The 24,578-nt window shown below is 60.7% G+C and carries 15 protein-coding genes; 14 read left to right on the top strand and 1 reads right to left on the bottom strand.

What is annotated here, in order from left to right:
• Positions 1 to 192 precede the first annotated feature (192 nt).
• Positions 193 to 2,667: a UvrD-helicase domain-containing protein gene (locus GTQ41_RS13960; RefSeq protein ID WP_047294566.1), complete on the top strand. Its 2,475-nt coding sequence runs from the start codon at positions 193 to 195 to the stop codon at positions 2,665 to 2,667.
• A 70-nt stretch (positions 2,668 to 2,737) separates the two neighbouring features.
• Here the strand turns inward: GTQ41_RS13960 and GTQ41_RS13955 are convergent, their stop codons facing one another.
• Positions 2,738 to 3,010, bottom strand: coding sequence for a DUF1652 domain-containing protein (locus GTQ41_RS13955; RefSeq protein ID WP_047294563.1), 273 nt, complete (start codon positions 3,008 to 3,010; stop codon positions 2,738 to 2,740).
• 263 nt (positions 3,011 to 3,273) lie between these two features.
• On the opposite strand from GTQ41_RS13955, the gene GTQ41_RS13950 reads away from it, so the two are divergent.
• The 13 genes from GTQ41_RS13950 (at position 3,274) to GTQ41_RS13890 (ending at position 24,512) form a co-directional block, all read left to right on the top strand.
• Positions 3,274 to 4,089: an AraC family transcriptional regulator gene (locus tag GTQ41_RS13950; RefSeq protein WP_047294561.1), complete on the top strand. Its 816-nt coding sequence runs from the start codon at positions 3,274 to 3,276 to the stop codon at positions 4,087 to 4,089.
• Positions 4,090 to 4,141: 52 nt separating this feature from the next.
• The gene (locus GTQ41_RS13945; RefSeq protein ID WP_047294559.1) at positions 4,142 to 5,548 is read left to right on the top strand and encodes an FAD-binding oxidoreductase; all 1,407 of its coding nucleotides are present in this window, start codon (positions 4,142 to 4,144) and stop codon (positions 5,546 to 5,548) included.
• Positions 5,549 to 5,579: 31 nt separating this feature from the next.
• The gene (locus GTQ41_RS13940) at positions 5,580 to 5,924 is read left to right on the top strand and encodes a cupin domain-containing protein (protein WP_047294557.1); all 345 of its coding nucleotides are present in this window, start codon (positions 5,580 to 5,582) and stop codon (positions 5,922 to 5,924) included.
• A 56-nt stretch (positions 5,925 to 5,980) separates the two neighbouring features.
• Positions 5,981 to 7,066, top strand: coding sequence for a polyamine ABC transporter substrate-binding protein (locus GTQ41_RS13935; RefSeq protein WP_047294555.1), 1,086 nt, complete (start codon positions 5,981 to 5,983; stop codon positions 7,064 to 7,066).
• 456 nt (positions 7,067 to 7,522) lie between these two features.
• A complete protein-coding gene (locus GTQ41_RS13930; protein WP_047294553.1) occupies positions 7,523 to 8,989 on the top strand; it encodes a serralysin family metalloprotease in 1,467 nt (488 codons plus the stop codon).
• A 92-nt stretch (positions 8,990 to 9,081) separates the two neighbouring features.
• Positions 9,082 to 9,510: an AprI/Inh family metalloprotease inhibitor gene (locus GTQ41_RS13925; protein ID WP_155416816.1), complete on the top strand. Its 429-nt coding sequence runs from the start codon at positions 9,082 to 9,084 to the stop codon at positions 9,508 to 9,510.
• Positions 9,511 to 9,713: 203 nt separating this feature from the next.
• Positions 9,714 to 11,489 carry a type I secretion system permease/ATPase gene (locus tag GTQ41_RS13920; RefSeq protein WP_047294551.1) on the top strand — a complete coding sequence of 592 codons (1,776 nt, stop codon included), beginning with the start codon at positions 9,714 to 9,716 and terminating at the stop codon, positions 11,487 to 11,489.
• Positions 11,486 to 12,835 (top strand): HlyD family type I secretion periplasmic adaptor subunit, encoded by a 1,350-nt coding sequence (locus tag GTQ41_RS13915; protein ID WP_041064170.1) that lies wholly within the window; start codon positions 11,486 to 11,488, stop codon positions 12,833 to 12,835. Before GTQ41_RS13920 ends, GTQ41_RS13915 begins: the two co-directional genes overlap by 4 nt.
• Before the next feature lie 2 nt (positions 12,836 to 12,837).
• Positions 12,838 to 14,202, top strand: a complete 1,365-nt coding sequence (locus GTQ41_RS13910) for a TolC family outer membrane protein (protein ID WP_047294549.1) — start codon at positions 12,838 to 12,840, stop codon at positions 14,200 to 14,202.
• 172 nt (positions 14,203 to 14,374) lie between these two features.
• The gene (locus GTQ41_RS13905; protein ID WP_217325523.1) at positions 14,375 to 17,326 is read left to right on the top strand and encodes an autotransporter serine protease; all 2,952 of its coding nucleotides are present in this window, start codon (positions 14,375 to 14,377) and stop codon (positions 17,324 to 17,326) included.
• A gap of 303 nt (positions 17,327 to 17,629) precedes the next feature.
• A complete protein-coding gene (locus GTQ41_RS13900) occupies positions 17,630 to 20,716 on the top strand; it encodes an autotransporter serine protease (RefSeq protein ID WP_047294545.1) in 3,087 nt (1,028 codons plus the stop codon).
• A gap of 56 nt (positions 20,717 to 20,772) precedes the next feature.
• Positions 20,773 to 22,461: a polyurethanase gene (locus GTQ41_RS13895; RefSeq protein WP_217325522.1), complete on the top strand. Its 1,689-nt coding sequence runs from the start codon at positions 20,773 to 20,775 to the stop codon at positions 22,459 to 22,461.
• 197 nt (positions 22,462 to 22,658) lie between these two features.
• Positions 22,659 to 24,512, top strand: coding sequence for a polyurethanase (locus tag GTQ41_RS13890; protein WP_047294541.1), 1,854 nt, complete (start codon positions 22,659 to 22,661; stop codon positions 24,510 to 24,512).
• Positions 24,513 to 24,578 lie beyond the last annotated feature (66 nt).

Genomic DNA, 24,578 nt, shown 5'->3' with positions numbered 1-24,578 from the left:
TCAATCATCGATAAAAAGCGTAAAAAGTGCGGCATTCTTATCGAATCTATTGATGGGAGGCTGGCTCAAAACGATCTCACCCCACTTTCATTTCATCGCCTAAACCTATGAGCTGTAAGCATTTCGCTAGAACTCAGGGGCAAATGAAGACACCATAGCCCCCAACAGCCTCACACACTGGAGCCCCTCAGCGTGGCGCAACACACTCCCGATCTGCCTCCCGAACTCCGTCCACTGGCCGAGATGCCATGGTTCAAGCGTCTGGCCGCGCGTTTCTTCGGCCACGGCCTGACGCGCTTGCGCGCTCAACACCGCGCGTCATGGTTGCATGGTCAGGCTGACGGCTTTCGCAGTGGCCACACCGCTGGTGTGGAGTACGGCTTCAAGGAGGGCAAACTCGAAGGCCTGGAGGAGGGTCGGCAAGTGCTGTTGATTCGTGACAGTCGCAGCACCGAACATCGTCCGCCGAACGTGGACAATCATTTGTTCGACGACTGGCGCCTGCCCCTCAGTGCCGAGCTGAAGAAGCGTATGAAGGCCGATGTGGCGCGCTTGCTGCCCGAACATGCTCAGCCAAGCGCCGCGCAATGGAAAATGATTTTCAGTGATACGCCTTCGACCTCGGTGATTGCCGGTGCCGGAGCGGGCAAATCGACGACGCTGGTGCTAAGGCTTCTGTTGCTCACTCACTACCTGGGCTTTGAACTTGATTCGATGACCGTGGTGACCTTCACCCGCGAGTCGCGCAAGGACTTCATCAACAAACTGATCGAATTGTTTGCGCTCTGGGGCTTGGCCCTGAGCCTGAAACAGGCGCGGGAACTGGTGCGCACCTTTCACTCGCGGATTCTGCCGATGGTGCGCAGTCTGCCGGGATTTGAGCGCTTGCAGGCGTTCGAGAACCTCAGCGACCGAATTCAGGGTGCTGACGAAGAGGTCGACAGCAATCCGTTCGATTTGCGGATCAACGACGCTCAGCGCCGCCAGCTCAATGCCTGTTACCACCGGTTGTTCACGGAAGACGAGCGTTTCTGTCAGCTCATTCAGCCGTTGGCCAAGGCGGGTTTGCAGCTCAAGGAGCTGGAACGCGATCACCCGGACGTGCAAAAGCGCATGGCGGTGACAGAGTTGGCGGCCAAGCGCGATGAAGAGCTGTGCGATGCCATCGAAGACTTATGGTTTCGCGCAGGCGCCTGGCCGATCAAAGGCATCGAGCCCGGCCGGCAGACGTTCGAGATCAATGGTTCGACCTTTCACTGCCATGGCTACATTCCCAGCCTCGATGCCTGGGTGATGCTCGGGTTCGATCCTCGGGAAAACCCGCAGATCTGCCGACCCAACGCCAGGCTCGGGGTGCGCGCCGAGTGGGCGGTAAAGCGCACCCTGTTTCAAGCTTTTTGTCGTAAGCCATTGATTTGGTTGGATAGTTACGAAGCTTCGAAGCGGGTCTTGTCGACGTTGGCAGGCGACGCGAGCGCCGGTCCAGGCTTCGATTACAAGGTCAAAGGTGAGCTGGTTTCGGCCCCGCTGCTGGACTGCTTTGTCGCGGCGGCCGGCTTCATCGAAAACCTCGGGCTGGACGTGCCGGACGCTGTCGGCCGGATGAGTTTTGCCAAGGACGATCCGGACCGGTTCTTCTTCGAGGCGCTGAGCCTGTTCTGGCGTGCCCTGGAAGATCATTTGCTCGATCAGAAGCCGCCGGTGATGACCTATAACCGGATGTTTGCGCTGTTCAGCGAACATTCGCCAGAGAACCTCAAACTGCTCAGTGACGAGCTGCTGCGCCCCTTGTCGCACTTGATGATCGACGAGTTTCAGGACGTTTCGCCGCAAATCGTCTCCTGGATCCGTGCCAGTCTGGCGGAAATCCGCAGTCGTGGCCCGGCGATGCATGTTGGGCGGGGCGCACAGCGTTCGTCGTTGCTGTGTGTGGGCGATGACTGGCAGTCGATCTACGGCTGGCGTGGCAGTTCGCCGAGCTATTTCATGGAATTCAACAAGGAATTCCCTTCACCGGGCACTACACGGGTGATGCTCAGCGACAATTATCGCAGTCATCAACACATCATAGATGCCGCTGAACACATCGTCCGTGCGGCGCCGGCAATCCCGGGCAAAAAAGCCAAAGCCAGCGGCGCGCCCAAGGCCTTGCGGCCGGTAAACGTGCTGGAGCGCGATGATCAGGCTTTGGGGCAGCGCCTGGCCGAACACTATAATCGCGGCGATTCAATCTTGATGCTGTATCGAAAAGGTAGCGATAAGTCATTGATTGAGCAACATATTCAGTCTGTAGTTAATGTTGATTCGAGCTTGCCGTACGAAGCGCGACGCCTGAAACAGCTGACTTACCACAGTGCCAAGGGACTGCAAGCCGATGCGGTGTTTTTGCTGGGTGACTGCCAGCACCTGACCAGTTCTCCGTACAAGAACCAGGTGTATCGCATGGCCGGTCTGGGCAAGGTTGGCGACAGTGAGCCCTATGACACGGCGCAGAAGGACGAGATATTGCGGCTGGCCTACGTCGGTATCACCCGGGCGGTCAGCCATTGCTATTGGTACGTCGAGCCGCAGGACACTCAGTCAGTCAATATGCCGAGAGCGTCTGATCGGGTGGCCCAAGACAAGGCATTCTTCGTCGATCATCGTAAGCAGCCGCAAACCGCGTGATGCACGCCCACACGCTCACGCACAAAAAAGCCCGCCGGAATTGGCGGGCTTTTTCATTAAAAACAAAAGGTTAAGCGTAACTCTTGAGAGACTCTGGAGGAATGAAAGTCTCCAGTTCGTCTTCCACGGCTTCAATGATTCGTTCGACATCGGCCGCGTTCATCACCGTGGCGCAGGGAATGCCGGCGATGGCGATCATGGTCTCACCGCTGGCACGATCGAACAGTCGGGCAATCATGCTGCCCGGCGCATCCATCGTCGCTTCAAAACCCATTGGATGAAAATGCCAGCGCATCAACTGGCACGCGTTGGGGAAAGTGACTTTACTGGAACCTTTATTCATGTGTTGCCCGCCTTCTTCATCGAGCGATTCCTTTTGCTCATGTTAGGTGGGAAGAGCCTTCATTGGCTCAACCGGTCAGTGACATTAAAAGTAGCATCCGCATGTGAATTTTCCGTGAGCTTTTTCAGTTCATTTTGCGATTGCTGCGTATTTTTTGATGTAAGTCACGCCTCCATCACTCATCGCCAAAAGGCCACTACGGTTTACTGATTGATCGTCTGGGTGAAGTTGGGCAAGCTCGGTGCTTTTGCGCAGAGCCCTTTATGCATGTCGACGACGACGGCCCAGAACAGACCCCGGCCACGGCCGCTACGGTCATGCGCTATCACTTGAGCTGGAAACATCGCGACCTGGACAGCGTCATGGCGCTGTACCACCCGGACGTTCAGTACAACGATTTCTTTCAGAATCGGGTGCTCGGTTTTGATGAGTTACGTGAGTACGTGCGTGTCAGCATGCCGCGAGAATCCGACGAAGCGCTGGAGCATTGCGACCGGATCCGCGTGGATGGCAACACTGCCTACATTCAGTACGAAGTGACCTTGCGCGGTGGCGACGGACTGGTGTCGTTCCGTTCCAGTGAAGCGATCACGGTGAAGGACGGCCTGATCTGGCGGGTCAACGAATACGCCTCGCTGGTTCGCACGCCAACCGGTGGCACCGTTGCACCCAGCCAGCGTCCGGCGGTGAGTCGACTGGGCCTGTCACCGCGCCAGATCAGTTTCATGGCCGAAGACCTGCAGCAATATTTCGAACGGCAACAGCCTTACCTCGATCCCGAGCTGGATCTGCAACGGGTGGCGAAGGAGTGCGGGTACAGCCGCAATCAGATTTCCTACCTGCTCAATCAGGTGTTGGGGCAAAGCTTCTATCGATACGTCAACCAGGCGCGCCTGCAGCACTTGCTCAAGTCACTGGATCACGCCACGCCACCGTTGCGTATCGATGAACTGGCGTTTGCCGCCGGTTTCAACTCGCTGTCGGCGTTCTACAGTTGCTTTCGCCAGCACACCGGCCAGTCGCCGAAGGCCTACGCCAAACAAATTTCTTTGCGGACACGCGCGCAAGACAGCCGTTGAAGACTCGCACTAGGATCGACGCCATCGAAGGTTTTCAGTGGCGGAGTCTTGCATGCCGGCGTGGCGCACTATCAGTTTGTGGATGGATCAACTCGACGAGCCGCTGATCGCGCGGCCGGCGCTGGAACAGGATCTGGATGTCGACGTGGCCATCATCGGCGCCGGCTATACCGGGCTGTGGACCGCGTACTACCTGAAAAAACTCGCGCCGGGTCTGGATATCGCCATCATCGAGGCGCAAACCGCCGGTTTCGGTGCGTCCGGACGCAATGGTGGCTGGCTGATGGGCAATCTGCTGGGCGAGGATCGACTGCTCGCCGGTCTCTCGCCACAACAACGTCGCGCCTCTTTTGATCTGCTGCACAGCATCCCCGATGAAGTGGAAGTTGTCCTCGAACGTGAGGGCATCGACTGCGATTACCGCAAGGGCGGGGTGCTGTACTGCGCCGCTCGCTACCCGGAACAGGAAGCCAGCCTGCGCGAATACCTCGACAAGCTGCACGCCCAAGGCCTGACCGACAACGATTACCGCTGGCTGAGCCCCGAACAACTGGCGCAACAGATTCGCGTGGCGAAACCCTACGGCGGCATCTATGCGCCGCACGTGGCGACGATTCACCCGGCGAAACTGGTGCGCGGTCTGGCGCGTACCGTGCAGAACATGGGCGTGAAGATCTACGAAAACAGCCCGGTCACGCACTGGCAGTCCGGTAGTTTGCGCACGGCCAGGGCCAGTGTGCGCAGCCGCTGGATCGTGCCGGCCGTTGAAGGCTATTCGGTGACGCTGCCGCCGCTGGGTCGCTATCAGTTGCCGGTGCAAAGTCTGATTGTCGCCACCGAACCACTGTCGGCTGCGACCTGGGATGAAATCGGCCTCAACCGTGGCCAGGCCTTCAGCGAGTTCAGCCGTCAGGTCACTTATGGCCAGCGCAGTGCCGATAACCGCCTGATCTTCGGCGCTCGCGGGGGCTACCAGTTCGCCGGCAAGTTGCGCCACAACTTCGATCTGACCCGCGATGAAGTCGAACTGCGGCGTTATCTGTTCGGTGAGCTGTTCCCGCAACTGAAAAACGTGCAAATCACCCACGCCTGGGGCGGCAACCTCGGCATGTCGCGGCACTTCAAGCCACACATGCTTTGCGATCGCGCCAATGGCATCGCACTGTCCGGCGGTTATGGCGGGGAGGGCGTGGGTGCCAGCAACCTCGGCGGCCGCACCCTGGCCGATCTGATTCTGGAGCGCGATACCGAACTGGTACACCAGCCGTGGGTGCTGCCGGACGGCGGGATCCATGCGCTGCGCGCCTGGGAGCCGGAACCGTGCCGCTGGCTCGGTTACAACGCGATCATCAAAAGTTTTGTCCACGAAGACCAGACCCTGGCCAATCCGGCCACCGCACCGTGGCGGCGCAAGCTCGCCAGTCAGGTCGCGGGCTTCATGGAAGGTTTCATGCACTAACCGCCGTTTTCTTCACAAGACAGGTCCCACCATGAGCATTACGCAGTTCAAGAACACCGCCAGCCTGCAACTGGACCAATCCAACCCGGTCGCCGTGCCGATCGGCGAGCCGGTCGCGATGACCTCGACCACCAGCGTCGAGCGCGACGACGGCGTTGAAACCGGCGTCTGGGAATGCACCCCGGGGCGCTGGCGCCGGCAGATCACCGCGCAAGAGTTCTGCCATTTCATCTCCGGGCGTTGCACGTTCACCCCGGACAACGGCGGTGAAACCCTGCACATACAAGGTGGCGACGCACTGATGTTGCCGGCCAACACGCTCGGCATCTGGGATATCCAGGAGACCGTGCGCAAGACCTACGTCCTTATTTTCTGATTGTTTGATCCTTTGATTGCCTGCCAACAAAAATAGCCACTACAGGAATCGACCCCATGATCCAGAAAACCCTCGCTCTGGCGCCGCTGCTGCTGGCTGCCTCCATTAGCCATGCCGCCGAAACGGTGAAGATTTACAACTGGTCCGATTACATCGCGCCGGACACCACGAAAAACTTTCAGAAAGACACCGGCATTGGCGTCACCTACGACGTCTACGACAGCAACGAAACCCTCGACGGCAAGTTGATGACCGGCAAATCCGGGTATGACGTGGTGTTCCCGTCCAACCACTTCATGGCGCGGCAGATCCAGGGCGGGGCGCTGAAGAAGCTCGACAAGAGCCAGTTGCCGAACTGGAAGAACCTCAATCCGGTATTGCTCAAGGCCTTGCAGGTCAATGACCCGAACAACGAGCACGGCTTTCCGTACCTGTGGGGCAGCACCGGCATCGGCTACAACGTCGCCAAGGTCAAAGCGGTACTGGGCGACAACGCGCCGGTGGATTCCTGGGACCTGATCTTCAAACCCGAGTACATGGAAAAACTGCAGAAGTGCGGCGTGGCGATCCTTGATAACGGCCCGGAACTGCTGCCGGCGGCACTCAACTACCTGGGTTTGCCACCGCATAGCAAGAACCCCGAGGACTACAAGAAAGCCGAAGCACTGCTGATGAAAGTGCGGCCGTATGTCAGCTACTTCCATTCCTCGAAATACACCAGTGACCTGGCCAATGGCGATATCTGCGTGGCGGTCGGTTTTTCCGGCGACATCCTGCAAGCGGAAAACCGCGCCAAGGAAGCGAAGAACGGCATCGACATTGGATACGCGATTCCCAAGGAGGGCGCGGCAATCTGGTTCGACATGGTCGCCATGCCCGCCGATGCGCCGGACGAGAAGGCCGGGTACGCGTTCATGAACTACCTGCTGCGTCCGGACGTGATGGCCAGCATCAGCAATTACGTGCACTACGCCAATGGCAACCAGCAGGCCGACGGCCTGATCGACCCGGCCATCAAAAGTGACACCAAGGTTTATCCGAGCCCGGAGATGATGGGCAAGCTGTTTGCGCTGGAAGCCATGCCGCTGAACATCGACCGGATCCGCACCCGTGTCTGGAACAAGATTCGTACTGGTAGCTAACCCACCCCAAACCCTGTAGGAGCTGCCGAAGGCTGCGATCTTTAGATCTTCAAATGCAAAGATCGCAGCCTCGTTCCACTCGACAGCTCCTACAGGGACAGGGGTATCAGGCGTTATTAAATAGTTGATATCAATACACTGGCATCGCACTAATAGAGTGCAGGAAAGTGAGACGCGTCTAACAAAAAACAACTTACCAATATTTAATATTTAAATAGAAAATCGTCAGACAATTGGAGGCGGTGAAACCGGGTAAAACAATCTTTCGACCCCGCAGGCTTTGTTTACGGTAGTTTTGCGCAACAGTGCAATTTGATCTCAAAAAAAGGCTAGACGTATGATTTCAAATTGTGTCAGGTTCGTTACGCCTTCATTGGGCGAGTGATAGGACGATCTCGCCAGGGATCGTCGCTATCTGACAAAAACTGTTCCATTGCTAAACAAGGAAGTGTGTTTATGTCGAAAGTAAAAGCTAACGCTATTGATATCACCGCAGACACATTCGTGCCTGTGGGCGCAGTGCAGTCTCTGGCGGCAACTAGCTCCGCCTGGAATCAGATCAATAGCTTCAGCCATCAATACGATCGTGGCGGCAACCTCACGGTCAATGGCAAACCCTCCTTTTCCGTCGACCAGGCCGCAACCCAATTGCTGCGCGACGGCGCTGCCTATCAGGACAAGGATGGCAGCGGCAAGATCGAACTCACCTACACGTTCCTGACTTCGGTATCGTCCAGCACGATGAACAAGCACGGGATCACAGGGTTCAGCCAGTTCAGTAATCAACAGAAAGCCCAGGCCGTGCTCGCCATGCAATCCTGGGCCGATGTGGCCAACGTCACCTTTACCGAGAAAGCCACTGGCGGTGACGGCCACATGACCTTCGCCAACTACAGCGGTGGCGTGGACGGCGCAGCAGCGTTCGCCTACCTGCCGGGTACAGGTCCTGGTTACGACGGCACTTCGTGGTACTTGATCAACAGCGGTTACACCCAGAACAAGACCCCGGACCTGAACAACTACGGTCGTCAGACCCTGACCCACGAAATCGGCCACACCCTTGGCCTGGCGCACCCGGGCGACTACAACGCCGGCAACGGCAACCCGACCTACAATGACGCCACCTACGGGCAAGACACCCGCGGCTACAGCGTCATGAGCTACTGGAGCGAAAGCAATACCAGCCAGAACTTCAGCAAGGGCGGCGTAGAAGCCTATTCCTCAGGCCCGCTGATGGACGACATTGCAGCGATCCAGAAACTCTACGGCGCCAACATGAGCACCCGTACCGGTGATACGACCTACGGCTTCAACTCCAACGCCGGTCGCGATTTCCTCAGCGCCTCGTCGTCGAGCGACAAGCTGGTGTTCTCGGTGTGGGATGCGGGCGGCAAGGACACCTTCGACTTCTCGGGTTTCACCCAGAACCAGAAGATCAACCTCAATGAAGCCTCGTTCTCCGACGTGGGCGGCATGATCGGTAACGTATCCATCGCCAAGGGCGTGACCATCGAGAACGCCATCGGCGGTTCGGGCAACGACCTGCTGATCGGTAACAGTGCGTCCAACGAGCTCAAGGGCGGTGCCGGCAACGACATCATCTACGGCGCCGGTGGTGCGGACAAACTGTGGGGCGGTTCGGGTTCGGACACTTTCGTGTTCGCCTCCAGCTCCGACTCCAAGCCGGGTGCAATCGACCAGATCCTCGATTTCGTCAGCGGTCTGGACAAAATCGACCTGAGTGCCATCACCAACGGTTCCGGCCTGCACTTTGTCAGCAGCTTCACCGGTTCTGCCGGCGACGCGATCCTGACCTCGTCGGGCGGCAACAGCCTGTTGTCGGTGGACTTCTCCGGGCACGGCGTGGCGGACTTCCAGGTCAGCACCGTTGGCCAGGCAGCGACCAGCGACATCGTGGCGTGATGTAAACGGGAAAGCGGCGCTTCATGCGTCGCTTTCTTTGCTTGCATCGTGTTGATGGCTGGGCAAGGCTAGGTGCCGGAGCGAATTTTCTGATGATCCGTAAAGTTTTTACCTACAAGGGAATGGCGTGGCTTTCGGCGGCGCTGATCATGATTTCTGGAGAAGCAACCATGGCAAGCAGCCTCAGACTGGAAGACCCCTCCGTGTTCGCCGGGCAGTGGCAGGCGATTCTGACTGCGCCCGATGACGCCCCAGAGGCGCAGGCATTGCAGGATAAACCCTCGAACACCTGTCTGATCGATCTGAAACCCAACCAGACACTGGGCAAGGGCGCCGAATGCCTGGGGGCATGGCTTGAGCAAGCGCCAGTCGGCTGGTTTCCTGATCCGGACGGCCTGTCGATTACCGGCAAGGAAGGTTCAAGAATCCAGTTCTTCAGCCGACAACGTGATGGGCTTTATCTGAGCACTTTGAAGTCGGGACTGGTGATTACGCTGACGCGCCATACACCGCAGCCGTGAACAACGGCACCGACTGAACCGTTGACTATAAGGTTTGATGTTGCAGTTATAAGCAACAGCTCAATGCAACGAGTGGCGTTGAACTGTTGAAAGTTGTTATTGAAGTGTAAGTGCAAGTTGCAAGAACCCGTCCGGTCTGTGCACGGATAATTAATAGAAGCGTCTCGCCAAAGAATGGCGGGGATTACATTCAGGAATAATCAATGAAGATGGCGAAGGCCCCAGCCACCGCTCCCTTATTCAAGGCTTTGGGTGACTATAAAAGCATTCTGATCAGCGTCGGGTGCTTTACCGCACTGATTAACGTGCTGATGCTGGTGCCCTCCATTTATATGCTGCAGGTCTACGACCGCGTGCTGTCTTCGCAGAACGAAACCACCCTGGCGATGCTGTCCTTGATGGTGGTCGGCTTTTTCGCCTTCATCGGCATGCTGGAAGTGGTGCGCAGTTTCATCGTGATCCGCATCGGCAGCCAACTGGAGCGCCGCTTCAACCTGCGGGTGTATCAGGCAGCGTTCGAACGCAACCTGTTCAAGGGCGAGGGTAACGCCGGGCAATCGCTGGGCGACCTGACCCACATTCGCCAATTTGTCACCGGGCCAGCCCTGTTCGCGTTTTTCGACGCGCCGTGGTTCCCGGTCTATCTGTTCGTGATTTACCTGTTCAACGTCTGGCTCGGAGTCCTCGCCACGGCGGGTGCGCTGCTGCTGATCGCGCTGGCGTGCCTCAACGAATACATGACCAAGAAGCCGCTGGGCGAAGCTGCCGGTTACTCGCAGAAATCCAGTCAACTGGCGACCAGTCACCTGCACAACGCGGAAACCATTCAGGCCATGGGCATGCTTGGCGCGTTGCGCAAGCGCTGGTTCGGCGTGCATTCGCGCTTCCTCGGTCTGCAGAATCAGGCCAGCGACACCGGTGCGGTGATCAGCTCGATCAGCAAGACCCTGCGCCTGTGCCTGCAATCGCTGGTGCTGGGTCTCGGCGCGTTGCTGGTGATCAAGGGCGACATGACGGCCGGGATGATGATCGCCGGTTCGATCCTGATGGGCCGGGTGCTGAGCCCGATCGATCAGTTGATCGCCGTCTGGAAACAGTGGAGCGGGGCGAAGCTCGCCTACCGCCGTCTGGATGCCTTGCTGCAGGCGTTCCCGCCGAGCGACGAGGCCATGGCGTTGCCTGCGCCAAAGGGCCAGATTGCCTTTGAACAAGTCAGTGCCGGCCCGCCGGGGCAACGCGCGGCGACCCTGCACATGGTCAACTTCGCGATTGGCGCGGGCGAAGTGCTGGGCGTGCTCGGTGCTTCCGGGTCCGGCAAGTCGACCCTGGCCCGAGTGCTGGTCGGCGTGTGGCCGACCCTGGGTGGCACGGTGCGCCTGGACGGTGCCGACATCCATCGCTGGAACCGCGATGAGCTCGGCCCGTACATCGGCTACCTGCCACAAGACATCGAACTGTTCAGCGGCAGCATCGCCGAAAACATTGCCCGGTTCAGTGAAGCCAACCCGGAAAAGGTCGTGGCTGCCGCGCAACAGGCTGGCGTGCACGAGATGATTCTGCGGATGCCGCAAGGTTATGACACACAGTTGGGCGAGGACGGCAGCGGTCTGTCCGGCGGCCAGAAACAACGTGTCGCATTGGCGCGCGCCCTGTATGGCGACCCGAGCCTGGTGGTGCTGGATGAGCCGAACTCCAATCTCGACACCGTCGGTGAGGCTGCGCTGGCCAGCGCCATCGCCCAGCTCAAGGCCAAGGGCACTACCGTGGTGCTGGTCACACACCGCTCTTCGGTATTGGCCCAGGCCGACAAGTTGCTGGTGCTCAACGACGGTCGTCTGCAGGCATTCGGTAACAGTCAGGACGTACTCAAGGCGCTGTCCGGCGCTCAGGAACAATCACGGGAAAAATCTGCGCAGGCACCGGGCGGGCTCAGCATGAGCCGGCAGTACCAGCCCACGACAAGGAATTCGGGTGTATGAGCAGCGCCAGCATGAACACTGAAAACGAAGCCTCCATGGAACACGCATACGTCACCGAGCGCCCGGAGCGCGATGCGAAATTCTTCGCGCGCATGGGCTGGATTCTGGCCATCGTCGGCGCCGGCAGTTTCTTCACCTGGGCCGCACTGGCACCGCTGGATCAAGGCATTCCGGTGCAGGGCACCGTGGTGGTGTCGGGCAAGCGCAAAGCCGTGCAGTCGATGAGTGCCGGCGTGGTCAGTCGGATTCTGGTGCGCGAAGGCGAGAGCGTGAAACAGGGCCAGCCGCTGTTCCGCCTCGACCAGACCCAGGTCGCGGCCGACGTGCAGTCGCTGCAAGCCCAGTACCGCATGGCCTGGGCCAGCCTCGCGCGTTGGCAGGCCGAGCGCGATAACCTCAAGCAGGTGACCTTTCCAGCAGAGTTGAGCAATGATCCGGATCCGCGTCTGGCGCTGGTTCTTGAAGGCCAGCGTCAACTGTTCAGCAGCCGCCGCGAAGCGTTCTACCGCGAACAGGCCGGCCTGCGCGCCAGCATCGAAGGTGCCACCGCGCAACTGGCAGGCATGCGTCGCGCCCGCACCGACCTCAACGCCCAGGCCGATTCGCTGCAGCAACAACTGAGCAACCTGCAGCCGCTGGCGGACAACGGCTACATCCCGCGCAACCGCTTGATGGAGTACCAGCGGCAGCTGTCGCAAGTGCAGCAGCAACTGGCGGAAAACACCGGTGAAAGCGGCCGGGTGGAGCAGGGCATCCTCGAATCGCGCCTGAAGCTGCAACAACATGGCGAGGAATATCAGAAGGAAGTGCGCACGCAACTGGCCGACGCGCAGCTCAAAAGCGTGACCCTGTCGGAGCAACTGACTTCGGCCGGTTTCGACCTGCAGCACAGCGAGATCCTCGCCACCGCCGACGGCGTGGCGGTCAACCTCGGCGTACACACCGAAGGCGCCGTGGTGCGTCAGGGCGAAACCCTGCTGGAGATCGTCCCGCAAGGCACCACCCTGGAAGTCGAAGGGCACTTGCCGATCAATCTGATCGACAAGGTTGGCACGCATCTGCCGGTCGATATCCTGTTCACCGCGTTCAACCAGAGCAAGACCCCGCGCGTGCCGGGTGAGGTCAGCCTGATTTCCGCCGACCAGATGGTCGACGAGAAAACCGGCGTGCCGTACTACGTGTTGCGCAGCAGCGTCAGTGATCAGGCGATGGAAAAACTCCACGGCCTGGTGATCAAGCCCGGTATGCCGGCGGAAATGTTCGTGCGCACGGGCGAACGTTCACTGCTCAACTACCTGTTCAAACCGCTGCTCGATCGGGCCGGCTCCGCGTTGACCGAAGAATAAGGATGTTCGGCTGTATGAATAAGCTTTCGATGTTGGGGGCGGCGTTCGCGCTGCTCGCAGGAAACAGCGCACTGGCGGCCATGGGGCCATTCGAGGTCTACGAACAGGCATTGCGCAACGATCCGGTGTTCCTCGGCGCGATCAAGGAGCGCGACGCGGGCCTGGAAAACCGCATCATCGGCCGCGCCGGACTGTTGCCAAGACTGGGTTACAACTACAACCGGGGTCACAACACCTCGAAGGCCACGCAACTGACCGCTCGCGGCAACCTGACCGAAGACCGCAACTACAACAGCTACGGCTCGACCCTGACCTTGCAGCAACCGTTGCTCGACTACGAAGCTTATGCGGCGTATCGCAAAGGCGTGGCGCAGTCGCTGTTCGCCGACGAGGCGTTTCGCGGCAAGAGTCAGGAGCTGCTGGTACGGGTGCTGGACAACTACACCAAGGCCTTGTTCGCCCAGGATCAGATCGATATCGCTCAGGCCAAAAAGAAGGCCTATGAGCAGCAGTTCCAGCAGAACGAGCACATGTTCAAACAGGGCGAGGGCACGCGCACCGACATTCTGGAAGCCGAGTCGCGCTACGAACTGGCGACCGCCGAAGAGATCGAGGCGCGCAACGAGCAGGACGCCGCGCTGCGTGAACTGGGCGCGCTGGTTGGCGTGCAGACGGTGGATATCAGCGAGCTGGCACCACTGGATCAGAACTTCCAGACCTTCGCGTTGATGCCGGCCAACTACGACACCTGGCATGAGCTGGCGATCAGCAACAACCCCAATCTGGCGTCGCAACGGCAAGCGGTAGAAGTGGCCAAGTACGAAGTCGAGCGCAACCGCGCCGGGCACCTGCCGAAAGTCAGTGCCTATGCGTCGATCCGCAAGACTGAATCGGACAGTGGCAACACCTATAACCAGCGCTATGACACCAACACCATCGGCTTTGAAGTCAACGTTCCACTGTATGCCGGTGGCGGGGTGTCGGCCTCGACCCGTCAGGCCAGCCGCACCATGGAGCAGGCGGAATACGAACTCGACGGCAAGACCCGCGAAACCTTGATCGAACTGCGCCGCCAGTTCAGCGCCTGCCTGTCGGGCGTCAACAAGTTGCGTGCCTATCAGAAGGCCCTGGCGTCGGCTGAAGCGCTGGTGACGTCGACCAAGCAAAGCATTCTTGGCGGTGAACGGACGAACCTCGATGCGCTGAACGCCGAACAGCAACTGTTTACCACCCGCCGCGATCTGGCTCAGGCGCGCTATGACTATCTGATGGCCTGGACCAAGCTGCATTACTACGCGGGGACCTTGAACGAACAGGATCTGGCGCGGGTGGATGAGGCGTTCGGACAAGGCCCGAAAACCCAGTAACACTGAAAATCCTGTAGGCGCTTGAAGCAGAGCAAATGATCGCAGCCTGCGGCAGCTCCTACATAGAGCAAGAACTGGCCGAACAGTAATCCCTGTAGGAGCTGCCGAAGGCTGCGATCTTTTGATCTGGCTGTCAGTGCCTGCAAAACAATAAGAAAAGTGAGTGGTGAACATGGACGTACGCATCAAGCCGGCAGCGGTCGGCACCCTGTTGCTCGCAGTTTCCATCGCGCAAGCCCATGCGCAGTACCTTGAATCCGGCAAGCCCGGCGATCCGGCCAGTTGGCGCAGTGCCGAATTCCAGCGCGACTGGGGCCTGGCGCGGATGCAGGCCGATCAGGCTTACGCCGCCGGTATCACCGGCAAAGGCGTGAAGATCGGCGCCCTCGACTCCGGCTTCGATGCCGCCCACCCTGAGTTCGCCAGCGACCGCTATCACCCGGTAATGGCCTCTGGCAGTTACGTCGACGGCTCGCTGTTCAACGTCAATGGCACCCTCAACCCCAACAACGACTCCCATGGCACTCACGTGGTCGGCACCATGGGCGCGAGCCGCGACGGCACCGGCATGCACGGCGTGGCGTACAACGCGCAGATCTACGTCGGCAACACCAACAACAACGACAGTTTCCTGTTCGGCCCCAAACCCGATCCGCGCTATTTCAAAGCGGCCTACGACGCGTTGGCCGCCGCCGGCGTACGCGCGATCAACAACAGTTGGGGCAGTCAGCCACCGGATGTCAGTTACCGCACCCTGGCCGATCTGCACGCCGCGTACGCCCAGCACTGGAATCAGGGCACATGGCTCGATGCAGCGGCGGACGTCTCGCGCCGTGGCGTGATCAACGTGTTCAGTGCCGGCAACAGCGGCTACCCGAACGCCAGCGTGCGTTCGGCGTTGCCGTACTTTCAGCCGGATCTGGAAGGCCATTGGCTGGCGGTGTCCGGGCTGGACCAAAGCAATCAGCAGAAGTACAACCAGTGCGGCGTCGCCAAATACTGGTGCATCACCACGCCGGGGGCGAAGATCGACAGCACCATCCCGGGCGGCGGTTATGCGATCAAGTCCGGCACTTCGATGGCCGCGCCGCACGCCACCGGCGCACTGGCGCTGGTGATGGAACGCTATCCGTACATGAACAACCAGCAGGCGCTGGAAGTGCTGCTGACCACCGCCACGCAACTCGACGGCGCGGTCACCGATGCGCCGACCGAACGGGTCGGCTGGGGCGTGGCCAACCTCGGTCGGGCGATGCGCGGACCGGGGCAACTGCTCGGCGCGTTTGATGCCAATCTGGCCGCCGGGCAAAGCGATGTGTGGAGCAACGACATCTCCGACAAGGCCCTGATTCAGCGGCAAAGCGAAGACCTCGCCGAACATCGCGCCTGGCAGCAAATCCTGCAGGACAAAGGCTGGCAAAACGGTATCCCGGCCGGCGCGAGTCAGCAGGATCAGACTGACTACGCGGTCGGTATGGCGCGTGATGCCGCAGCGGCGACGCGGATCTATCAGGGCAGCCTGATCAAGTCCGGTGCAGGGCGCTTGTTGCTGACCGGTGACAACACCTTCCGTGGCCCGACCACGGTCAATGGCGGATTGCTCAGCGTCAACGGCTCGCTGGCCTCGGCGGTGACCGTCAACGACAGCGGCACCCTTGGCGGTTCGGGGCGCATCGGTGCGCTGATCGCCAACAGCGGCGGCCGCGTGGCGCCGGGTAACTCCATCGGCACGTTGAACGTGGCCGGTGACGTGACCTTCGCCCCCGGTTCGACCTACGCGGTGGAGCTGTCGCCGACCAGCAGCGACCGCATCGTTGCCGGCGGCAGTGCGCGCATCGGCGGCGCCTCCGTCAGCCTGTCGCTGGAAAACAGCCCGACCCTGCTCAGCACCACGCAAGCGCGCAGCCTGCTCGGTCATTCGTACGACATTCTGCAAGCGGCCGGTGGCATTCAGGGCCAGTTCGGCGCGGTGCTGCCGGATTACCTGTTCATCGGCGGCAACCTCGACTACGCGGCCAACGCCATTCAGCTCGACATCCAGCGCAATGCGACCTCGTTCGCCAGCGTCGGGCAGACCCCGAATCAGCGTGCGGTGGCGATTGCAGTCGAAGGTTTGGGCGCCGGCAACTCGGTGTACGAAAGCTTGCTGCTGTCAGCGTCTGCCGCTTCGGCGCAACAGGCGTTCCAGCAACTCAGCGGGGAAATCTACCCGGCACTGGGCTCGATGCTGATCAATGACAGCCGCCAGTTGCGCGACGCGATCGGTGAACGTCTGCACGATGCCAACGCCACGCCAGGCAATGGCTGGATCAAGGCCCTTGGCGCCTGGGGTTCGACCGACGCCGGTAACGACACCTCGCGCTACAGCACCTCGATTGGCGGTTTGCTCGCCGGTGTCGACGGCGCGCTGGACGAGCAGACGCGCATCGGTCTGGTCACCGGTTACAGCGACAGCTCGCTGAACATGGGCTCGGACACGCACTCGTCGGCCAAGGTCGACAGCTATCACCTCGGCGCTTACGCCGGTCATGACATCGGCGCCTGGCGCCTGAGCACCGGCGCGGCCTACAGCTGGCATCGCGCCGATGTGAAGCGCGATCTGCAATACGGTGACGTCAGCGCCAAACAGAAAGCCAAGGTCGATGCGGCCACCACGCAGGTCTTCGGTGAAGCGGCTTATCGCCTGAACTTGCAACCGGTCGCGCTGGAGCCGTTCGCCAACCTCGCTTACGTGCATCTGGATACCGAAGGCTTCACCGAAAAGGGCGACGCGGCCGCGCTGAAAAGCTCCGGCGAGCAGCGCGACGCAGTGCTCAGCACCCTCGGTGTGCGTGCGGTCAAGCGCTTCAACCTGTCGACTCAACAGTCGCTGGATGTCAGTGGTCGTCTCGGCTGGCAACACAGCTTGAGTGACATCGACGCCGAACAGCATCTGCGTTTCGCCAGCGGTAGCACACCGTACTCGGTCGAAAGTTCGGCGCTGGTGCGTGATGCAGCGCTGGTCGGCGTGCAAGCAAGCCTGGCGTTGAGCAAGGACGTACGGCTCAACCTCGATTACAACGGACAACTGGCCAACCGCGAGAAGAGCCATGGCGTGGGGTTGAGCCTGAACTGGCAGTTCTGACGGAGGGCGTACGCCTATCCCTGTAGGAGCTGCCGAAGGCTGCGATCTTTTGACTTTGATTTCTTAACAACAAGATCAAAAGATCGCAGCCTGCGGCAGCTCCTACAGGGGGATGTGAGCACACACCTGTGGTGAGGGGATTCATCCCCGATGGGACGCGAAGCGGCCCCGATAGTCGTCCGGGTGTGCGACTGCTGCGCAGTCGATCGGGGATAAATCCCCTCGCCACAAGCGTTATTTCCCATGCCCGGGTGTGGGCCTGGTAGACGGATTTTTCGCAACAACACTAAGGAAGGTCGCTGGATGAATAACAACAATACCCCCGCGCAAACGGGCGGTCGCTTCGCCATGAAAACCCTCAATTGCGCCGTACTCTGTGCGTTGACCAGCTGGGGCACCGCGCACGCGGCGCCTTATGTGGAAAACGGCCGCAGCGGTGATCCCGCCAGTTGGCGCAGCGCCGAGTTCCAGGCAGATTGGGGCTTGGGCGCCATCGGGGCGGATTCCGCTTACGCTGCCGGCTACACCGGCAAAGGCGTGAAACTGGGGATCTTTGACCAGCCGGTGTACGCCGCGCACCCGGAGTTCTCCGGCCCCAACAAAGTCGTGACCCTGGTCACCAGCGGGATCCGCGAATACACCGATCCTTACATCCCGGTCAAAGCCGGGGACGCGTTCCGCTATGACGGTTCGCCCTCGGTCGGTTCCGACGGCAAGCTCGGCGCCCACGGTACTCACGTCGGTGGTATTGCCGCCGGCAGCCGTGACGGCGGGCCGATGCACGGCGTGGCGTTCGGTGCGCAGATCATCAGCGCCGACAACGGCGACCCGGGCCCGGAAGACGGCATCGTCCGTGGCAACGACGGCGCGGTGTACAAGGCCGGTTGGGATGCGCTGATCGCCAGTGGCGCGCGGATCATCAACAACAGCTGGGGCATCGGTATCACTGACCGTTTCGACCTTGGCGGTCGCGACCCGGCGTATCCGCACTTCACCGTCAACGACGCGCAAGTGCAGTTCAACGAAATCCGCACATTGCTCGGCACCAAGCCGGGCGGCGCCTACGACGGCGCGATTGCCGCCGCCCGTAGCGGTATCGTGACGATTTTTGCCGCCGGCAACGATTACAACCTGAACAACCCGGACGCCATCGCCGGCCTCGGTTACTTCGTGCCGGACATCGCGCCGAACTGGATCACCGTCGCCGCGTTGCAGAAGAACCCGGATCTGGCCAGCGCCAACCCGTACATCATGAGTACGTTCTCTTCGCGTTGCGGCTACACCGCGAGCTTCTGCGTTTCAGCACCGGGCACGAAGATCTTCAGCTCGATCATCGAAGGCACCAATGCCGACAACCTGACCACCGGCTACAAAAACTACAACGGCACCTCGATGGCGGCGCCGCACGTGGCCGGCTCGATGGCGGTGTTGATGGAGCGCTTCCCGTACATGACGGGTGACCAGGTCGCCACGGTGCTGCGTACCACCGCCACCGACCTCGGCGCACCGGGCATCGACGCCTTGTACGGCTGGGGCATGATCAACCTGCGCAAGGGCATCGACGGCCCGGCGATGTTCGTCACCGAGCAGGACATTCCAGAAGAATTCCGCATCCAGGGTGCCTACGGTTCCGGGCAGTTTGTTGCGGACCTGCCGGGCATTGGCGCGATCATCGACAAGGGCAAACCGACCGAGCGCGTCTGCACCGACATCACTTGCGGGCTCGACACCTGGCGCAACGACATTTCCGGTCACGGCGGCCTGACCAAGCAGGGCATCGGCACGCTGGTGTTGACCGGCAACAACAGCTACAGCGGCCCGACCCTGGTCAATCAAGGGCGTCTGGCGATCAACGGCTCGCTGGCTTCGGCAGTCACGGTCAACGACAGCGGCATCCTCGGCGGTAACGGCCGCATCGGCGCCCTGACTGCGAAAAGTGGCGGTACCGTAGCGCCGGGCAACTCGATCGGCACGCTGAATGTCGCCGGTGACGTGACCTTCGAGCGCGGTTCGACCTACGCGGTGGAAGTCTCGCCGACCAGCAGCGACAAGATCGTTGCCGGTGGCCAAGCGCTGATCGATGGCGCCACGGTCAGTCTGTCGCTGGAGAACAGCCCGACCTTGCTGACCACGACTGAAGTGAAGAGCCTGCTCGGTTCGCAGTTCAACATCCTGCAAGCGGCCGGAGGTATTCAGGGACAGTTCGGGCAAGTGCTGCCGAACTACGCGTTTCTCGGCGGTACCCTGGCGTATTCGGCGAACGGCGTGCAACTCGACGTCGGGCGCAACGGCGCGTCGTTCGCCAGTGTCGGCCTGACGCCGAACCAGCGTGCGGTCGGTGCGGCTGCCGAGGGGCTGGGCGCGGGCAATGCGTTGTTCGAAACCTTGCTGCTGTCGCCAAATGCGGCGTCGGCGCAACAGGCGTTCCAACAACTCTCCGGCGAGATTCATCCGGCCATTGGCACGATGCTGATCAACGACAGTCGCTACCTGCGTGAAGCGGTGGGCGAGCGTCTGCGTGAGCGCGATCTGTTCAATGCCGACGCGCCCACTGACGAGCGCAGCAATGCCTGGGTCAAGGTGCTGGGTTCGTGGGGCAAGAGCGATGGCGGCCATGAAAACGCCGACTCCAACAGCTCCATCGGCGGCTTGCTGGCCGGTGTCGACGGCTTGATTGCTGAAGATACTCGTCTGGGTTTCGTTACCGGTTATAGCGACAGTTCGTTGAACATGGGCAGCGGCACGCATTCGTCGGCCTCGGTCGACAGCTATCACTTGGGTGCGTACCTGGGGCATCAGGTCGATGCGCTGCGTCTGACCGCCGGTGCGGCGTATAGCTGGCACCGCGTGGACGTGAAGCGTGATCTGCAGTTCGCCGGCGTCAATGGCAAAGAGAAAACCAAGCACGATGCCGCGACCACTCAAGTGTTCACCGAAGCGGCTTACGATCTGCGTCTGCAACCGATGAATCTGGAGCCATTCGCCAATCTGTCGTACGTGCACTTGAACACCGAGAGCTTCACCGAAAAGGGTGATGCCGCGGCGCTCAAGGGCGGTGAAGACAACCGCGATGTGGTGCTGTCGACCCTTGGCGTACGCGCCAAGCGCAGCTTCGCCCTGTCGGACAAGCATCAGCTGGAACTGGGCGCGACCCTCGGCTGGCAACACAACCTGAGCAGTGTCGATGCTGACAGCCATCTGGCCTTCGCCAATGGCAACAGCGCGTTCACCGTGCAGAGCGTTTCGATGGATCGTGATGCGGCCGTGGTCGGCGTCCGTGCCGGACTGGCGCTCAATCGCGATGTCCGGGTCAACCTGGACTACAACGGACTGATCGGTAACAACGAGAAGGACCACGGTGTGGGTCTGACCCTCGACTGGCAGTTCTAAAGGAGTACCGGCAGCCCTCCAGGGGCTGCCGGTTTTGAAGGAAGAGAGAGCACAACATGGGATTGTTCGATTACAAAAATGCCGATGGCAAAGCGTTGTACAGCGATGCCATCGCCCTGACGCTGTATGCCTACACGCCCACCGGCCAGCCTTTGCCGGCGACCGCCTGGAAACCGCTCAACGCCACGGCGCTGGGGTATCAGGGCAAGGTCGGCGCGCAGGGCACGTTCTTCGGCGAGAAGGACGGCTTCACCAGCGCCGAGGCCGAAGTGCTCGGCAAGTACGACGCCGGCGGCAAATTGATCGGCATCGGCGTGGCCTTTCGCGGCACCGGTGGGCTGGGTTACAGCGACACTTACGGCGACATGAAAAACAATCTGCTGGCCGCCATCGGCCCATCGGATTACGCGAGTAACTACGCGAAAAACGCCTTCGACAACCTGCTCAAGGCCGTCGCCGCGTTCGCGCTTGCCAACGACATTGCCGCCAAGGACGTGCTGTTCAGCGGTCACAGCCTCGGTGGCCTCGGGGTCAACAGCGTGGCCGAGTTGAGCGCCAGCAACTGGGGCGGGTTCTTCAAGGACGCCAACTACATCGCGTTCGCTTCGCCGACCCAGAGCAGCACCGGCAACAACGTGTTGAACATCGGTTACGAAAACGATCCGGTGTTCCGTGCGCTGGACGGCACCACGTTCAGCAGCGGGTCGCTGGGCAAGCACGACGGGCCGCATGAGTCGACCACCGACAACATCGTCAACTTCAACGACTACTACGCCTCCACCGCGCAGAACCTGGTGCCGTTCAGCATCGTCAATCCGCTGAGCTGGTCGGCCCACGGCTCGTTGGGGTATGCCGATGGCTTGAACCGGGTCATCGACTCGAAGTTCTACAACCTGACGCACAAGGACTCGACCCTCATCGTCTCCAACCTGGAGGAATCGTCCCGGGGCAAGACCTGGGTCGAGGACTTGGGGCGCAGCGGCGAGCCGCACACCGGCAGCACCTTCATCATCGGCACCCAGAGCGGCGACTGGCTCAAGGGCGGAGCCGGTAACGACTTTCTCGAAGGCCTGGGCGGTGATGACCGGTTCCGCGATGACGGTGGCTTTAACATTCTGCTCGGTGGTCAGGGCCACAACACGTTCGAGCTGCAGAAACCGCTGCAGAACTTCAGCTTCGCCAACGACGGTGACGGCACGCTGTATGTGCGCGACGCCTACGGCGGCATCAGCATGACCCGCGACATCGGTGCGCTGGTGAGCAAGGAGTCGGGGTCGTGGTGGGGCAGCAAGGACATCACCTGGGGCGTTACGGCCAAGGGTTTGACCAATGGCAGCGAACTGACCCAGTACACCCATTCGCTCAACGGCGATGCGTACGGCAATGCACTGCACGCCAGCGCCGACGGTGACTGGCTGTTCGGTCTGGGTGGCGATGACAAGCTGATCAGCGACAAGGGCCATGTGACCTTCGTCGGCGGCGCCGGCAATGACGTGATGACGGCGGTGGGCGGCAACAACACCTTCCTGTTCAGCGGCGCCTTCGGTTTCGACGCGATCAATGGCTACCAGGGCAGCGACAAACTGGTGTTCATGGGCGTCGAAGGCGCGGGGCAGGGCTACGACTACAAGCAGCACGCTGCACAAACCGGCGCTGATACCGTGCTGAAGATTGGCGAGTATGCCGTGACCCTGGTCGGGGTGGGAGTGGCTAACCTGTCGGACTCGGCGTTCGTCTTCGCCTAGCTCTAATGTGGGAGCGAGCTTGCTCGCGAAAGCGGTGTGCCAGCCAAGCAAATGGCAGCTGACACTCCCTCTTCGCGAGCAAGCTCGCTCCCACAGATTTGATGTGTAAGTAGTGAAAATGCTCCGGGGCGTGCCCGCGAGGGGCGCCCTGGCTGTGAGCTATCTCTGACAATTCCAACAAAAGAGAGGCAATAGCAATGGGTGTGTATGACTACAAGAACTTCGGTACAGCCGATTCCAAGGCGTTGTTCAGCGATGCCATGGCGATCACGCTGTATTCCTATCACAACCTTGATAACGGCTTTGCCGCCGGTTATCAGCACAACGGTTTCGGCCTCGGCCTGCCGGCAACACTGGTCACGGCGCTGCTGGGCGGCACCGATTCACAAGGGGTGATCCCCGGTGTTCCGTGGAACCCAGACTCGGAAAAACTCGCCCTCGACGCGGTGAAAAAGGCTGGCTGGACACCGATCACCGCCTCGCAACTGGGCTACGACGGCAAGACCGACGCGCGCGGAACCTTCTTCGGCGAGAAGGCCGGTTACACCACCGCTCAGGTGGAAATTCTGGGCAAATACGACGCTCAGGGCCATCTCACCGAAATCGGCATCGCTTTTCGCGGCACCAGCGGCCCGCGGGAAAACCTGATCCTCGACTCGATCGGCGACGTGATCAACGACCTGCTGGCAGCCTTCGGCCCCAAGGACTACGCCAAGAATTACGTCGGCGAAGCGTTCGGCAATCTACTGAATGACGTGGTGGCGTTCGCCAAGGCCAATGGCCTCAGCGGCAAGGACGTGCTGGTCAGCGGCCACAGCCTCGGCGGGCTGGCGGTCAACAGCATGGCTGACCTGAGTGGCGGCAAGTGGGGCGGATTCTTCGCCGATTCCAACTACATTGCCTACGCCTCGCCGACCCAGAGCAGCACCGACAAGGTGCTCAACGTCGGTTACGAAAACGACCCGGTGTTCCGCGCCCTCGACGGCTCGACCTTCACCGGCGCCTCGGTCGGCGTGCACGACGCGCCCAAGGAATCGGCCACCGACAACATCGTCAGCTTCAACGATCACTACGCCTCGACCGCGTGGAATCTGCTGCCGTTCTCCATTCTCAACATCCCGACCTGGATCTCGCACCTGCCAACCGCTTACGGCGACGGCATGAACCGGATCATCGAGTCGAAGTTCTACGACCTGACCAGCAAGGACTCGACGATCATCGTCGCCAACCTGTCGGACCCGGCGCGGGCCAACACCTGGGTGCAGGATCTGAACCGCAACGCCGAAACCCACAAGGGCAGCACCTTCATCATCGGCAGCGACAGCAACGACCTGATCCAGGGCGGCAGCGGCAATGACTACCTCGAAGGGCGCGCCGGCAACGACACGTTCCGTGATGCTGGCGGCTACAACGTGATTCTCGGTGGCGCCGGCAACAACACCCTCGAGTTGCAGAAATCGGTGAACACCTTCGACTTCGCCAACGACGGTGCCGGCAACCTGTACATCCGCGACGCCAACGGCGGGATCAGCATCACCCGCGACATCGGCAGCATCGTCACCAAGGAGCCGGGCTTCCTCTGGGGGCTGTTCAAGGACGACGTGACCCACAGCGTCACGGCCAGCGGTTTGAAGGTCGGCAGCAACGTCACCCAGTACGAATCCAGTGTCACCGGCACCAGCGGTGCCGACACGCTCAAGGCGCATGCCGGCGGCGACTGGCTGTTCGGTCTGGACGGCAATGACCACTTGATGGGTGGCGCGGGTAACGACGTGTTTGTCGGTGGCGCCGGCAATGATCTGATGGAGTCCGGGGGCGGGGCGGATACGTTCCTGTTCAACGGCGCGTTCGGTCAGGATCGGGTGGTGGGTTTCACGGCCAACGACAAACTGGTGTTCCTTGGCGTGCAGGGTGTGTTGCCTAACGACGACTTCCGCGCCCATGCGACGGCGGTGGGGCAGGACACGGTGCTGAAGTTTGGTGGTGATTCGGTGACGCTGGTCGGGGTGGCGCTGAATAGCCTCAGTGCCGATGGAATTGTGATCGCCTGAGGTTGAAGCGGCGTCTGTAAGGCCGCCATCGCGGGCAAGCCCGCTCCCACAGGGTTTTGCGGCGTA

The organism is Pseudomonas sp. AN-B15 (assembly GCF_019056475.1).
GTDB classification, from domain to species: Bacteria; Pseudomonadota; Gammaproteobacteria; order Pseudomonadales; family Pseudomonadaceae; genus Aquipseudomonas; species Aquipseudomonas parakoreensis.
The sequence above is the reverse complement of the archived record's forward strand: the minus strand, read 5'-3'. Positions and strand labels throughout refer to the sequence as shown.